Raw genomic sequence first — 15,150 nt, 5'->3', positions numbered from 1 at the left:
ATTATTTCCCTTGAAACTGAGAGTCTATTTAGTTTTGGCAAAAATACAACATTGAATTATTAATCTGAAGAAGATTCCTGCCTTCCCAGGAATGACAATACTTACTTAAATCTAACAAATTTTGCGCTACTAAACGTGTAATTGGAAACAGGTGTAATAGCATCATCTTCTAATTTATACCATGGAGAAATAGAAGAATCGGTTAAGTTTTTAACGAGGTGAACACTTTGTGCAGGTGTATTGCCTTGAAGTAGAAGAAATAATTTTTCGCCTTTGTCATTAATAACTTCATCACAAAGCATTACAATATGTCCTGGGCTACCACCTTTTATTAGCATATCGCCAATTTTTAAATCTTTGGCTTTTACAGATTTTAGTTCATTGTATAGTGATAACGTACCAGAATAAGTATAAATGAGGTTTAGGTATTTGTAAAAATTTTCTTTAGTGTGATTAGCACTTGCCGTTTTGTGAAAATAGACTTTGTTTCCACTAATTTTTGGTCTATAACCTTCTGCATATTTTTTCCAAGAACAGTAATGACCAGAAGTAAAATTGAAGCCAATCTCATCCTTTCTGTCGTTATCCCATAGATATTCACTTCGTATTCTAATAAGGGCATCTGCGCATTGTTGCAAACCATTTTTGGGTACAGGAACTTCTAGTATGCCGATATGACCTCTTTGCCAAAAGTACTCTGTATTATCGTAGTTTATGATTTTGCTGCCAAAGGCTTTGAGTTTGTAATTTCTAAGGTAAGCTTCAAAACTACCTTTAGGATATTCAACACGTTTATAACCATCAGGTATATTAACTCTAGATTTTATGGTTAAGCTATCTTTGTTGATTAAACTTGGAGTTTCAATTACAGCTTTTACCGTGTCGTAAGCTTTTTCTACAGGTTTAAATTGAAAAGCAACAAAAATTAAACCGATAATAAGTAAGAGGAGTATTAGTTTCTTCATAACTGATAAACGTTATTTTTTAAAGATTTCGTATTATATTCCTACTTTTATTTAAAATGACTATGTATCCACTATCAAAACGTTTGGGCTTAATCTTTGGGCCTTTACTATTTGTAATTCTTCAGGTTTTTCAGTTTAGTCTAATTTCAGACAAAGCAGATATTGTTATTGCAGTTGCATTATGGATGATAATCTGGTGGATTACAGAAGCGGTTTCTATTTCGGTAACTGCATTATTGCCTCTGTTTTTATTTCCTTTATTTAAAGTGATGCCAATAGATGAGGTTGGAGCTAACTACGGAAGCAAAATGGTGTTTCTGTTTTTTGGTGGTTTTGTTTTGGCTTTAGCCTTAGAAAAAGTAAATCTTCATAAACGTATTGCTCTAAATATTATAAAGTTTACTGGCACGACACCAAATAAGGTTGTATTGGGTTTTATGATTGCTACAGCTTTTATGAGCATGTGGATAAGTAATACAGCTAGTGCAGTAGTAATGTTGCCAATAGCCATGTCTGTAATAAACTTGCTTATAAATGATGCTGATGGTTTTACAAAGCAGGATCAAAATTTTGCACTAAGTGTAATGCTTGGTATTGCGTTTTCTGCTAATGCTGGTGGAATAGCAACAATTATTGGTACACCTCCTAATTCAATTCTAATTGGTTTACTAGAGAATGAATATAACATGGAGATAACCTTCTTGAATTGGTTGATTGTTGGACTGCCTTTCTCAATAATATTAATCACTGTAATCTATTTTGTTTTAATAAAGCTTTTTCCAAATGATGGAATAAAATTCGGCGCTTCAAAAACTGTAATTGTTGAAGAATTAAATAAGTTGGGTAAAATCTCACCCAAGGAAAGACAAGTGCTAATAACATTTGCTGTAATAGTGTCTCTATGGATTTTTAGAACAGTCATTAATGGTATATTACCAAAGCTTAGTTTAACAGATACAATGATTAGTATTTTGGGAGCTTTAGTGCTGTTTTCAGTACCACATAAGTTTAACAAAGGTGAGTTTATTTTAGAATGGAAAGACACCCAAAAGTTAGCTTGGGGAATTTTAATTCTATTTGGTGGCGGATTGGCTTTGGCAAAAGGCATGTCTGCAAGCGGTATAGTAGATCTAGTTGCAGAAACGATTTCTAAAAGTGAAATAAGTGTTTTATTCACGGCTTCGTTACTTATCTTCTTAATGTTATTTATGACAGAGTTGATGAGTAACGTAGCACTTACAGCCGTTTTAGCGCCTGTTGTTGCAGGTGTTGCTATTGGTTTAGAAGTGCCAATATTGTATTTGCTTATACCTGTTACAATGGCAAGTAGTTGTGCATTTATGTTACCAATGGCAACTCCTCCAAATGCTATCGTTTTTGCAAGTGGTTTTGTAAAAGTGCATCAAATGGCAAGGGTAGGTGTGATATTAAATATTATCTCTGTGCTCTTATTAATTTTAATGTTTCAGTATATTCTGCCACTAATATTTTAAAAGATTCAATTATGAATTTTAATAACGTAAAACCAATATTTGTTGTAAATCTTTTGATTTTAAGCCTACTATTTTTTGGTTGTAAGTCAGTTGAAAAATTACCAGATCCATTACAAGCAGGATGGAAAGGAGAGAAAGTTTGTGAAGTTGTTGAAGAAAACAAATCTGTACGTGTTTTAAAATGTACATTTCCGCCAAATGTTGGTCACGAGAAGCATTATCACAGTCCACATTTTGGTTATACGTTATCAGGAGGTAAATTCAGAATTACTGATACAACAGGTACTCGCGAAGTAGATGTGCCAAAAGGTTACCACTTTTCTAATGATGTTAAAACTATTCATGAAGTGTTAAATATTGGTGAAACCACAGCTGTTTTTTTGATTGTTGAATACAAGTAAATTAAATAATTAGTATCTTTTATAGCGAAAAAGAAAAGCTATGAATACTACAAGTAAGAGATTTGATAAAGCTTTGAAAAAGCTTTATGCCGCCTTTCATAATAAAACACTCAATCCTGAAAACTGTAAACAATGCGCTGTCGGAAATATTCTTGATAACAACGATAGTTGGCAATATATGACGGACTTGCATGGCTCCAAACGCTTAAACTATGTAGGCTTAGTTCACCAAAATTTAGGAAGACGTTTTAATGGCTATGCACCAATAGAATTATTAACAATTGAAGCTTCCTTTTTAGAAGGTTGTGGTTATCGTTTGGGTAAAACCTATTGCCATAAGCCAGATTATTATAAAAATCAAGATATTTTATTTAATGGTTTAAATGCTGTTGTTGCGACTTTATGCGAGTTGGATGGTGTCAAAAATGTTATGGATTGTAGTTCTCTGTTTGATTATGAACTTAAAGATGATTTCAATCTACAACATGCTTAGGTACCAAATACTGAAACCTATTAGAAAAGCAATACCCAACCAAGACAAAATATGTAAGCCTAAACTCGGTCTCCAGGCTTTAGGTGTATGTTTACTACAGAGCAGTTTGTAATTTATAATAGCATAGAAAGGTGCTGTTACAAAAGATAGAATTGTAGCGACTTTAATGAGTAATCCCATCTCAGAAGCCAGAAATAAAAAGATAATTATGGTTCCGAAGGTTAAAATTAGTATCCAGTTGAGGTAACCTTTTTTGTAGGTTTTATTGTTGAGTATCTCTAAACTTTTGTTCATAGCTCTAGGAGAAGCATCTAGTGTGGTAATAGTGGTACTAAACATAGTTGTAAATGCAGCAATGCCAATAAGAATTTTAGCCCAATCACCTAAACTTTTGGTGTATAATTCTATAAGTTGGTTAGAAAATATACCAGCTTTATTGCTAAAGTTATTTCCTGAATCGTGCATTACAAAATAGCCTAAACTGACAAAAGCAATTCCTAAAAGTATAGCACCAAAAAAGCCGACGTTAAAATCTAACAACGCATTTTTTGGGCTAAATGACCCTTCGTTTTTTTTCTTTTCTAATGCCCAAATTGAATGCCATACAGAAATATCTAAAGGTGCTGGCATCCATCCCATAAAGGCGATTAAAAAAGCAATTTCAATTTTATTGTTTGGTAATACCTGATTGAAATCTATGGACCTATCTAATTCAGTAAAAGCAAAATAGACAGCAACCAAAGTGCTTATGGTAAGTGTAATTATAATCACTTTAATAAGCTTGTCTAAGGTATTGTACTTCCCAATCAATAGAATAAATAGGCAAATAAAGAGTAAGATAATCGTCCAGATTTCTACACTGCTTATACTTTCAATACCAAAATTCAAAAATGAAATATCACCAAAGAGCGAATTGGCCAAACCTGCCGTAACGATAGTTACAGCAGCTTGAATTGTAAACATAGTGGCTAAGCTTAAAATGAAATAGGTTATTAAAATGGACTTACCTAATTTGTGATATCCTTCTAGCAAACTCTCTCCCGTTGCTGCAGCATATCTAGGACCAAATTGAAAAAATGGATATTTGAATAGATGAACAAGTAATAATGCCCATAAAAGACCTAAACCAAAATCAGCACCAGCCCTTGTTGATTGTACCAAGTGCGAAACACCAATTGCTGCACCAGCAAATAGTAAACCAGGACCTAATTTTTTGATATGAGAAAGCATTACGTTTTAGTAATAATAGCAGCTAATAGTTTTTTTGCTCGTAATAGTTTTACCTTAACATTGTTAATAGGTTCGTTAAGTTCCTCAGAAATTTCTTTGTAGCTCAATTCCTGAAAATACCTTAGATTAATAACTTCTTGGTAATGCGGTTTCAGCTTTTTAATATCTCTAAGTAGTTTGGCAAGATTTTGTTCAGTAATGATTTTATCTTCGGGAGTAGGCGAGTTATCTATAATCTCTAAGTAGTTGTCTTCGTTGTCTTTTGAGGTGTTTTGTATGGTCTTTTTTTGCTTTCTTACTAAATCTATATGGATATTTTTAGATATAGTAATTAGCCAAGTTTTAAACTTATAATTCTCATCATAAGTATTTATTTTATCAAAAGCTTTAGAAAAGGTTTGGATGGTAATGTCTTCAGCATCATTTTCATTTTGAGTACGCATTAGCTGAAAAGAATACACATCATTCCAAAAAGTGTCAAGAAGATAATTAAACGCAATCTGGTCATTTTGTTTGGCTCTGTTAATTGCGTCTGTTATTTCCAATGTTTAGGTGTAGATATAAGATTAGCAATAAAGATACTTAATTGTGTGCTAACTAAAAATAATTCTAGAAAAGGTGCAAAAAAGATAAGATTAGCGTCGTCTAGTTTTTTTGCGGTAAGCCCAAAGCATAATAGCTGAATCATAAAACGAAGGGCAATAATGGCTAATACCCATTGCATTTTATACCCAAGGACTATGAGTGTTATAGCAAAAACCCAAAACAAAAGTTGAGATGCGTAAAATAAACCTAAAAGGATTTTGTGTTTTGTTTTATAAAATGAGGCAGTACTTACGTGTCTGCGCTTTTGCAATATCCAATCTTTAAACGTTTTTTTTGGTTCTGAGATTGTAAAGCTTTCTTTTGAAAAACAGATGTCTGTATTATTTGCATTAGCAACTTCATTTATAAACAAATCATCATCACCAGATTTTATAGACATGTGGCCGTTAAAGCCATTATTGTTAAAGAACAATTCTTTTCTATAAGCCATGTTTCTGCCAACTCCCATGTAAGGTAAACCTAATTTGGCATAAGAGAAGTATTGTAGTGCGGTAATAATGGTTTCAAACCGTATTAGGGCATTTAAGATTGAATATTTCTTTTTGGCATATGCGCCATAACCCAACACAATAGCTTTTTGGTTTGAAAATTTACTACTTATTTGTGCAAGCCAATTATTAGAATTTGGTTTACAATCGGCATCAGTAAAAACAAGGAAATCGTTGCTTGAAGCTTTAATACCAAGGGTTAATGCGTATTTTTTATTTCCCCAAAACGCTTCATTAGATTTTACATCTACAATTTTGACGTTTTTATTATTGGCTTCAAAACGTTCCATAACTTCTAGTGTATCATCAGAAGAACTATCGTTAACCAATACAATTTCAAAATTGCTATAATCTTGTTCTAAGATATAAGGAAGATTTCTTTTTAAATTTTCTTCTTCGTTTTTAGCACAGATAATTACAGAAAGTGGTATGTGCTTTTTAAGTTTGGTTTCCGAACGTTGTAAGGAAAAAGAAAACAGATAGATTAAATAATAAATAAGCTGTAAGCTAACTATAACTACAAATACTATAAATAGTATAGTGGTAAAGCTCATTTAAATTTAAGAATGTTGAGGTTCGCTACAATCTTTGAATTGATCTGGAGTTTTTCCACAAAAACCGCAAGCTTCTCCTTCTTTGTTTAGCATAGGATTCTGACTGGCGCAGGTGCCAGCAAATTTTCCATCTTTTTTTGCCCAGATTTTAATCGCAATTCCGGCAACTGCTAAAGCAAGCATTCCTAAAGTAAGAAGTATTAATTTCATCAGACTTAATAATTTGATGCAAAGATAAGGCTTTAATATAAAATTTGTAAGCTTTAAGCTAGAGGATTTCTAGAGGTGTAAAATCTAAAATATTATTCATCAAATAAAAAAAAGAGGCACAAACCGTGTCTCTTTATCCTAATTTTTTTTTGAAGTTTATTTTTCCTTAAGAGAAATCTCTGCAACTTCAGTATTATTTTCATTAGTTTCTTCTCCGTCTTTACCTATTTTAATACTTAAGGCTAAAGCATCTTCCATATACGGAATTTGTTTCATCTTACGGTCAGACTCATCCAATATACCTAAGTTTACCATTCGGTCTTGAAGTTCGGCCCAAATTTGGTAATGCTGATCTTCAGGTAGCTCAGGCAACTTAATTACATCTATCAATGATGTTTTATCTACAGGATTAATGTAGGCTACAGTTTTAAGATCTTTAGCTCTGTCATTACCATTGATAATGTATTTTCTGGCATTAGGATTGTTTAACTTGTTTAATTCAGAAGATAACTCAGATAGCCTGCTGTTATTTTTTTCAATATCACTTCTTAGGTCATAAATTTCGTCTATTACCACATTATTTTCATCTAAGAGATTCTTGTTTTTTTGGTACAAGAAAAATGTAGACGCAGCAAATAAAACAGCAGCGGCAGTTGCAGCTATAGTATACCAAGGTGTCTTTCTGTGTTGTACTAACTGAATTACTTTGGTATCATTTTTTTCTTCTAAGGCATCTAAGATGTTTCCTAAAATATTTTTTGGGACATCTACAGCGCCAGACTTAGCAATAATTTCTAAATTATTCTGAAGCTTTTCGTAAGCTTCGGCTGCTTCAGGATAATTACTAATAAAAAATTCTACCTCCTTGGTTTCCTCATAGGAGGCTTCACCTACTAAGTACTTGTTTAGTAAGTCAGAATTTAAAAAGGTATGTAATTTTGTTTCCATAATTCTGTTATTCTGGGTCGTAAACTTTTTTAAGTTCACGTAATCCTATTTTTAATCTCGATTTTATGGTACCAAGTGGAATGTCTAACTCATCGCTAGCTTCTTGCTGTGTCATACCCTGAAAAAATAAGGCATCTAACACAATTTGGTACTTTTCTTCGAGTCGTCCAACATGCTCTTTAATATCCAATACATCTTGGTTTAAATTGCTTGATGGTAAGATATATACGTTTGAAGTATCGATTTGGACTTCTTTCTGATATCGATTATTAAAACTTCTTAATTTATCTATAGCTGTGTTTCTTGCAATTCTAAATAGCCAAGTAAATAGTTTTGCTTTTTTTGGATCGTATTTATGAGCGTTTTTCCAGACTTTTATAAAAGTTTCTTGTAAAGCGTCTTGAGCAATTTCTTCGTTTATAGTTATTTTTAAAATAACACCGTATAGACTGTTAGAGTAGTTCTCATACAATAAATCTAACGCTCTTTTGTCGCTTTTATCAAGTAAGTCGATTATTTTCTGTTCGGTTGGTGTAACGCTCAAAATGTTAAAATCTTAGTTTTTAGATTTTTAAAACATCCAAAATGGATTTACAAACGTAAATATAGTTAAATACGGTAATATAAGTATTTCATATTATAAAGTTAGAATAGTCATTTTTTCAGAGAGATTGGTTAATAGCATTTAAAAGATTATTCTAAACTCAAAAGTCGTAACGAGGGTTACGACTTTTGTTTTATATAATGTTTACTTCTGTCTCTATTGAAATATTAAAAATTCGTTTAATAGTTTTTTGAATTAATTGTGCCAGTTCATAAATATCACTTCCTTTAGCATTACCATAATTAACTAGAACTAAAGCTTGCTTTTGGTGTACACCATAGTCATTGAATCTTTTTCCTTTAAAACCAGCTTGTTCTATTAGCCAGCCAGCAGGAACTTTAACCAAAGTATCCGATACTTTGTAAGATGGTACATCTGGAAAATTGGTTTGTAAGTTGTTGAACACTTCAATAGTAACTACAGGATTTTTAAAAAAACTACCACTATTACCTATTTCTTTTGGGTCTGGTAGTTTACTTTGTCTAATAGCAATTACTGCATTAGATACATCTTTAATTGTTGGTTTTACAATATTAGATGTTTGGAGTTCTTGCTTAATAGCACCATAATCTGTGCGCAGTTGGTGATTTTGTTTGCTAAGCTTAAATGTAACGCTTGTAATGATGTATTCGCCTTTTAAATCTTGTTTAAAAACAGATTCTCTATAATCAAATTTGCAATCTTCTTTTGTAAAAGTTCTTGTGTCTAGACTATTAACGTTAATAGCTTCGCAACTTTCAAACACATCTTTTAATTCTACACCATAAGCTCCTATATTTTGAATAGGAGATGTCCCAACATTACCAGGAATTAAAGATAGGTTTTCAATACCACCATAATTGTGCTCTATGCACCAAAGGACAAACTGATGCCAGTTCTCGCCAGCCATAGCTTTAACAAAAACAGCGTCATCAGTTTCATTGGTTACTTCAATTCCTTTTAGGTTTATATGAAGCACTAGCGCTTCTATATTTTTTGTAAGGAGCATATTGCTTCCTCCACCAAGAATAAATATTGGTTCGTTACCTTTGGTTTTTAAAACCTCAATTAGAGCTGCTTCAGTTGTAATATTACAATACGATTTTGCTTTGGTATCTAGGCCAAAAGTATTAAAAGGTTGTAATGAAACATTGTGCTCTATAACCATATTAGTCTTTATATACTTTTAGGGCTTCCTCTAATATTTTAACGGCTATTCTAAGACTATCTTCGTTAAGTACATACGCAATCCTTATTTGGTTACGACCAACTCCAGGTGTAGAGTAGAAGCCAGCTGCAGGTGCTACCATGATAGTGCTATTTTCATAATCAAAAGACTCTAACAGCCATCTTGCAAAATCATCTGAGTTTTTAACAGGTAATTCTGCAATACAATAAAAAGCTCCGTTAGGTTTAGCAACCTTTACACCAGGAATGTTTTCTAAGCCTTCAATTAAAGTATTTCTACGCTTTACATATTCTTCTTTAACGTCATCAAAGTAGCTTTGCGGAGTTTGTAAAGCAGCCTCACTAGCAATTTGCGCTAAGGTTGGTGGACTTAATCTTGCTTGGGCAAACTTTAGTGCCGTTTTTATAACCTCTTTGTTTTTAGAAACTAAATAGCCAATACGAGCACCACACATACTGTAACGCTTAGAAACTGAGTCTATAACTATTGCATGCTCTTCTAAGCCTGGTTCTTGTAATATGGAATAATGCTCTATACCATCATATACAAACTCTCTGTAAACTTCATCTGCAATTAAGAATAAATCGTGTTTCTTAACAATAGCAGCAAGTTTGTTGATTTCTTCTTTAGAGTATAAATAACCTGTAGGATTACCAGGATTACAAATAAGAATGGCCTTAGTTTTTGGTGTGATGAGTTTTTCAAATTCCTCTATAGGAGGAAGTGCAAAATTGTCTTCAATTTTAGAAATTACAGGGACCACTTTAACGCTAGAAGCTGTTGAAAAACCATTGTAATTAGCATAAAAAGGCTCAGGAATAATAATTTCATCGTCCTCATCCATAATACTACCAAAAGCAAAAAGCAAAGCTTCACTACCACCTGTGGTTACTATAATATCACTATGGGTTACATCAATATTGTTACGCAAGTAATATTGAGCAATTTTTTTTCTGTATTCTTCAGATCCTTCTGATCTTGAATAAGCAAGTATATCTAACGAGTGTACTTTTACAGCATCTAAAGCAACCGTAGGTGTTTTGATATCTGGTTGTCCTATATTTAAATAATAAACTGTTTTTCCTTGTTTATGAGCTTCTTCAGCAAAAGGAACCAATTTTCTTATTGGGGATTCTGGCATATTAATGCCTTTCTCAGAAATTTTCGGCATGGTAAAAATTTTAGAGTGCTAAGTTCTGAAATTTCTTAAAGTTTCTACAAAAAATAACGCTGAAAATGTATAGTTAAACAAAGATTTGTAAATTCAGTAAAATCTAATACCTATTGAAAAGACTTTACGCATATATAATTTTACTCTTTTTTTGCCTTAATAGTTGGTTTGTCATTGCTCAAGGCCAGTTTTTTCTAAAGGATAAGGTCAGTGAAAAAATTAATTTTGAATTTGCGGCTAACCTTATTATTATTCCATTAGAGATAAATGGCGTAGAACTGTCTTTTGTACTAGATACAGGTGTTAGTAAACCCATATTGTTTAATCTAACAGCCAATGATTCACTAGATTTAAAAAATACAAAAACGTTTTATTTACACGGTTTAGGCGCTGACGGAAAAATTGAAGCTTTAAAGTCTAGCTACAACAGATTTAAAATTGGTAATGCGGTAGGAAACAACCAAGATTTGTATGTGGTTTTTGATACAGATATAAACTTTACACCGCGTTTAGGTGTTGTTGTGCATGGTATTATTGGGTATGATGTATTTAAAGATTTTGTTGTAGAAATTAATTACAGTTCTAAATATATAAGACTACATAAGCCAGAATTATTTAAACCTAAAACATCTAAAAAGTGGAGAACCATTCCTCTAGAAGTATATAAAAGTAAACCGTACTTAGGTGCTGAAATAGATTTTGGATACAACTCAAAAGATGTAAAATTACTTGTAGATACTGGTAGTAGTGATGCTTTGTGGTTGTTTGAAAATAAAACTAAGGGTATAATGCCAAATGATTCGCTCTTCTTTAGAGATTATCTAGGCAAGGGATTAAGTGGTTCTGTTTATGGAAAAAGGTCTAAGGTTAAAGGTTTTCAACTAAGTTCTTTTAATTTAAAGAATGTAAATGTGGCTTACCCTGACTCAGTTTCAGTAGATACTAACAAGATTTATAAAGAAAGGGATGGAAGCGTAGGAGGTGACATTTTAAAACGCTTTAACTTATTTATAGATTATAATAATAAGAAATTGCATTTTAAGAAGAATCATTATTACAAAAAGCCTTTTACATATAATAACAGTGGTATTGTATTGGAATACAACGGAACCATGTTTGTAAAAGAAGAGATTAAAATTCCTAAAACCGATGGATATAGCCTTAATGACGAAATGAATTCGGTTAAAATAGACCTTTCTTTTAGTCATAGAATGCTGCTAAAGCCGATGTACCGTGTTGTAGAATTACGAAAATCTTCTAATGCCTATGCTTCAGGCTTAAGAGTTGGAGATATTTTATTGAGCATAAACGGCAAAGAGGTTTATAATTTAAAACTCAACGAAATCAATGAAATTTTACATGGTAAAACAGGTAGACCCATAAAGCTTAAAGTAGAGCGTAATGGAGAGGTCAAAACTTTTAGATTTAAACTAGATAATGCCTTTAAAAAAAATGAGCCCTCAGATTGAGAGCTCATTAGTTTTTTATTTTAATTGAGATTATTGCTCAATCATACTTTTTTCTTTCTTGTCTAAAACACTTGTTTTATCAGGATCTATAACTAATCCTTTAATCTTTAGAGCCACTGTTGGTGTTTCAGCATTAGAATAAACGGTAATAGTTTTTCTAATAGGATTAACTCTCTTAGTGTCATATTTTACTTCAATTTCACCAGTTTCTCCTGGCATAATTGGATCTTTCGGCTTTTTTGGTACTGTGCATCCACAAGTAGATTTTACATTAGAAATTACTAGAGGAGCGTTTCCTGTATTAGTAAACTCAAATGTTCTTACACCATCAGAACCTTTTTCAATTGTTCCGTAATCGATAACAGTGGTCTTAAACTCTATCTTAGCTACTTTCTTTTCTTGAGCAAAAGATCCTAAACTGATTAAACCTACAAATAGAATTGCTATTAAATTTTTCATCATTTAAATTTTTAAATTGATACTACCAAAACTACTTACTTTTTAATTCCCATCAAAATTAATTAGATGTAATACATGCTATTTAACAGAATTTAAGGTGTTATATACACTTTAAGTATCTAATAATTTTTCAAAAAAAGAAATATAAGTACTTTTGTGAGTTACTTAGCAAAAACAATACCAAATATGGAAATTCCATCAAAATATAATGCATTGTCAGTAGAAAAAAAGTGGTACGACTACTGGATGCAGCACAATTATTTTCATTCTACACCAGATGAAAGAGAACCATACACCATAGTAATTCCACCACCTAACGTTACAGGAATTTTGCATATGGGACATATGTTGAATAACACCATTCAAGATGTGTTGATTCGTCGTGCACGTTTATTAGGAAAAAATGCATGTTGGGTTCCTGGTACAGACCACGCATCTATTGCTACAGAGGCTAAAGTTGTTGCCAAGTTAAAAGAGCAAGGCATAGATAAAAACGAATTAACAAGAGAAGAGTTTCTTAAACATGCCTGGGATTGGACGCACGAATATGGAGGCGTTATTCTAGAGCAACTAAAGAAATTAGGATGTTCTTGTGATTGGGATAGAACCAAGTTTACAATGGACGATGATATGTCTGAAGCTGTAATAAAGGTGTTTGTAGATTTATACAACAAAGGCTTAATTTATCGTGGTTACCGTATGGTAAACTGGGATCCTGAAGCTAAGACAACACTTTCTGATGAAGAGGTAGAATATGTTGAAAAACAAGGAAAGCTTTACTACGTAAATTATAAAATTGAAGGTTCTGATGATACCTTAACTATTGCTACAACGCGACCTGAAACTATTTTAGGAGACTCAGCAATTTGTATTAATCCTGAAGATCCAAGACATCAAAATCTTAAGGGTAAAAAAGCAATTGTACCTATTTGTAATCGTGTAATTCCAATTATTGAAGATGATTATGTAGATGTAGAATTTGGTACTGGTTGCTTAAAAGTAACACCAGCACACGATGAAAATGATAAGGTTCTTGGTGACAAACACAATCTTGAAGTTATAGATATCTTTAATGAAGATGCTACCTTGAACAGTTACGGTATGCATTACGAAGGGAAAGACCGTTTCGCTGTTCGTAAATCTATTGTAAAAGAATTACAAGAGCTCGGTCATATTGAAAAGATTGAGGATTATAACAATCGTGTTGGTATATCAGAGCGTACAAAAGCTATTATAGAGCCACGTTTAAGCGACCAATGGTTCTTGAAAATGGAAGATTTGGCTAAACCAGCTTTAGATGCAGTTCTTACAAATGGTGAGGTGAAATTATTTCCAAAGAAATTTGAAAATACGTATCGTCACTGGATGGAAAATATCAGAGATTGGAACATTTCTCGTCAGTTACTTTGGGGACAACAAATTCCTGCGTATTACTATGGTGATGGAAAAGAAGATTTTGTAGTTGCAGAAACTATTGAAGACGCTGTAAAATTAGCTCAAGAAAAGACATCTAATTCAGAGCTTCAAGCTTCAGATTTAAAGCAAGAAACTGACGCACTAGATACATGGTTCTCATCTTGGTTGTGGCCAATGAGTGTTTTTGATGGAATACGAAATCCAGAAAACGAAGACATAAAATACTACTACCCAACCAATGATTTGGTAACAGGTCCAGACATTTTGTTCTTTTGGGTAGCACGTATGATTATTGCAGGTTATGAGTACAAAGACCAAAGACCATTTGAAAATGTTTACTTAACAGGCTTGGTAAGAGATAAGCAAAGACGAAAAATGTCTAAGTCGCTAGGTAATTCGCCAGATGCCTTAAAGCTTATTGAAGAATATGGTGCAGATGGTGTAAGAGTAGGCTTGTTATTGAGTTCTGCAGCAGGTAATGATTTGTTATTTGATGAAGCTTTATGTCAACAAGGTAAAGGATTAGGAAACAAAGTTTGGAGTGCTTTTTACTTAACAACACTTTGGGAAGTATCTGATAAAATTGAACAACCTCAATCGAGTAAAATTGGTCTAGAGTGGTACGAAGCTAAATTTCAAAAAGTATTAGTAGAGATTGAAGATCATTTTAGTAAATACCGTCTTAGTGATGCATTAATGGCTATTTACAAATTAATTTTTGATGATTTCTGTGGATGGTTGTTAGAGATTGTAAAGCCAGCTTATGGTGAGCCAATTGATGCGATAACATATAATAAGTTAATTGCATTATTTGAAGACAACTTAAAAATCATGCATCCATTTATGCCATTTATTACTGAAGAGATTTGGCAAACTATGAAATCGCGTACACCAGAAGAAGCCTTAATCATAGCAAAATGGCCAGCTCAAAAAGAGGCGAATGAAGCGTTAATTGCTCAATTCGATTTTGCTTCTGAAGTGATTTCTGGAATCAGAAACATCAGAAAACAAAAGAATATTGCATTTAAGGATGCTATTGGATTCTCGGTTGTAAATAACGAAAAAGCAGAACCTTCGTTCGATGAGGTTATTGCAAAAATGGGTAATCTAAGTAGCTTTGATTATGTGAACGAACCTGTAGATGGTGCTTTAACCTTTAGAGTAAAATCTAACGAATACTTTATTCCAATGGAAGGAAGTATAGATGTAGAAGCTGAGGTTAAAAAGCTAACAGAAGAATTGAATTATACTGAAGGATTCTTAAAATCGGTTCAAAAGAAGTTGTCTAACGAGCGTTTTGTAAACAATGCGCCAGAGCAAGTTGTAGCTTCAGAAAAGAAAAAAGAAGCTGATGCTTTAGCTAAGATTGAAACGATTAAAGCAAGTTTAGCGAGTTTGAATTAATTTTATTTCTGAAGAATAAAAAAAACGATGAATCTTTAACTATTTGAGATTCATCGTTTTTTTAGTTTACA

15 protein-coding genes are annotated in these 15,150 nt (G+C 32.6%); 5 read left to right on the top strand and 10 right to left on the bottom strand.

What is annotated here, in order from left to right; all coding sequences use genetic code 11:
- Positions 1-101 precede the first annotated feature (101 nt).
- Positions 102-965, bottom strand: a complete 864-nt coding sequence (locus V1468_RS00540) for a DUF4846 domain-containing protein (RefSeq protein ID WP_331808312.1) — start codon at positions 963-965, stop codon at positions 102-104.
- Between the two features lie 62 nt (positions 966-1,027).
- On the opposite strand from V1468_RS00540, the gene V1468_RS00535 reads away from it, so the two are divergent.
- From V1468_RS00535 to V1468_RS00525, 3 genes are read left to right on the top strand one after another with little or no spacing between them, the layout of a single operon-like run.
- Positions 1,028-2,458, top strand: a complete 1,431-nt coding sequence (locus V1468_RS00535; protein ID WP_331808311.1) for an SLC13 family permease — start codon at positions 1,028-1,030, stop codon at positions 2,456-2,458.
- Between the two features lie 11 nt (positions 2,459-2,469).
- Complete coding sequence (locus V1468_RS00530; RefSeq protein ID WP_331808310.1) at positions 2,470-2,859, top strand: cupin domain-containing protein; 390 nt, start codon at positions 2,470-2,472, stop codon at positions 2,857-2,859.
- A 40-nt stretch (positions 2,860-2,899) separates the two neighbouring features.
- Complete coding sequence (locus V1468_RS00525) at positions 2,900-3,352, top strand: Na(+)-translocating NADH-quinone reductase subunit F (protein WP_331808309.1); 453 nt, start codon at positions 2,900-2,902, stop codon at positions 3,350-3,352.
- On the opposite strand, the gene V1468_RS00520 is transcribed toward V1468_RS00525, so the two are convergent.
- The 8 genes from V1468_RS00520 to V1468_RS00485 form a co-directional block, all read right to left on the bottom strand.
- Positions 3,338-4,582, bottom strand: a complete 1,245-nt coding sequence (locus tag V1468_RS00520) for an Nramp family divalent metal transporter (protein WP_331808308.1) — start codon at positions 4,580-4,582, stop codon at positions 3,338-3,340. The two genes, V1468_RS00525 and V1468_RS00520, sit on opposite strands and share 15 nt — an antisense overlap.
- On the bottom strand, positions 4,582-5,127 hold the full coding sequence (locus V1468_RS00515; protein ID WP_331808307.1) for an RNA polymerase sigma factor: 546 nt from the start codon (positions 5,125-5,127) through the stop codon (positions 4,582-4,584). Before V1468_RS00515 ends, V1468_RS00520 begins: the two co-directional genes overlap by 1 nt.
- The gene (locus V1468_RS00510) at positions 5,118-6,230 is read right to left on the bottom strand and encodes a glycosyltransferase (RefSeq protein ID WP_331808306.1); all 1,113 of its coding nucleotides are present in this window, start codon (positions 6,228-6,230) and stop codon (positions 5,118-5,120) included. The genes V1468_RS00515 and V1468_RS00510 overlap by 10 nt, the downstream gene beginning before the upstream one ends.
- 6 nt (positions 6,231-6,236) lie before the next feature.
- Entirely contained in the window at positions 6,237-6,440 is a 204-nt protein-coding gene (locus V1468_RS00505; protein WP_331808305.1) for a membrane or secreted protein, read from the bottom strand.
- Positions 6,441-6,596: 156 nt separating this feature from the next.
- Positions 6,597-7,388: an anti-sigma factor domain-containing protein gene (locus V1468_RS00500; protein WP_331808304.1), complete on the bottom strand. Its 792-nt coding sequence runs from the start codon at positions 7,386-7,388 to the stop codon at positions 6,597-6,599.
- A 7-nt stretch (positions 7,389-7,395) separates the two neighbouring features.
- Positions 7,396-7,932, bottom strand: a complete 537-nt coding sequence (locus V1468_RS00495; RefSeq protein ID WP_331808303.1) for a sigma-70 family RNA polymerase sigma factor — start codon at positions 7,930-7,932, stop codon at positions 7,396-7,398.
- Between the two features lie 193 nt (positions 7,933-8,125).
- Positions 8,126-9,139, bottom strand: coding sequence for a UDP-N-acetylmuramate dehydrogenase (gene murB, locus V1468_RS00490; protein WP_331808302.1), 1,014 nt, complete (start codon positions 9,137-9,139; stop codon positions 8,126-8,128).
- A 1-nt stretch (position 9,140) separates the two neighbouring features.
- Positions 9,141-10,331: a pyridoxal phosphate-dependent aminotransferase gene (locus tag V1468_RS00485; RefSeq protein ID WP_331808301.1), complete on the bottom strand. Its 1,191-nt coding sequence runs from the start codon at positions 10,329-10,331 to the stop codon at positions 9,141-9,143.
- Between the two features lie 113 nt (positions 10,332-10,444).
- Between V1468_RS00485 and V1468_RS00480 the strand changes: the two genes are divergently transcribed.
- Positions 10,445-11,800, top strand: coding sequence for a retropepsin-like aspartic protease (locus V1468_RS00480; protein WP_331808300.1), 1,356 nt, complete (start codon positions 10,445-10,447; stop codon positions 11,798-11,800).
- 30 nt (positions 11,801-11,830) lie between these two features.
- Here the strand turns inward: V1468_RS00480 and V1468_RS00475 are convergent, their stop codons facing one another.
- A complete protein-coding gene (locus tag V1468_RS00475; protein WP_331808299.1) occupies positions 11,831-12,259 on the bottom strand; it encodes a DUF1573 domain-containing protein in 429 nt (142 codons plus the stop codon).
- A gap of 186 nt (positions 12,260-12,445) precedes the next feature.
- On the opposite strand from V1468_RS00475, the gene V1468_RS00470 reads away from it, so the two are divergent.
- Positions 12,446-15,079 (top strand): valine--tRNA ligase, encoded by a 2,634-nt coding sequence (locus V1468_RS00470; RefSeq protein WP_331808298.1) that lies wholly within the window; start codon positions 12,446-12,448, stop codon positions 15,077-15,079.
- Positions 15,080-15,150: the final 71 nt, after the last annotated feature.

This window comes from Winogradskyella poriferorum (genome assembly GCF_036553625.1).
In the GTDB taxonomy this organism is placed as follows: domain Bacteria; phylum Bacteroidota; class Bacteroidia; order Flavobacteriales; family Flavobacteriaceae; genus Winogradskyella; species Winogradskyella poriferorum.
Note: the sequence above shows the minus strand (reverse complement) of the source record. Positions and strands in the feature narration are given on the sequence as shown.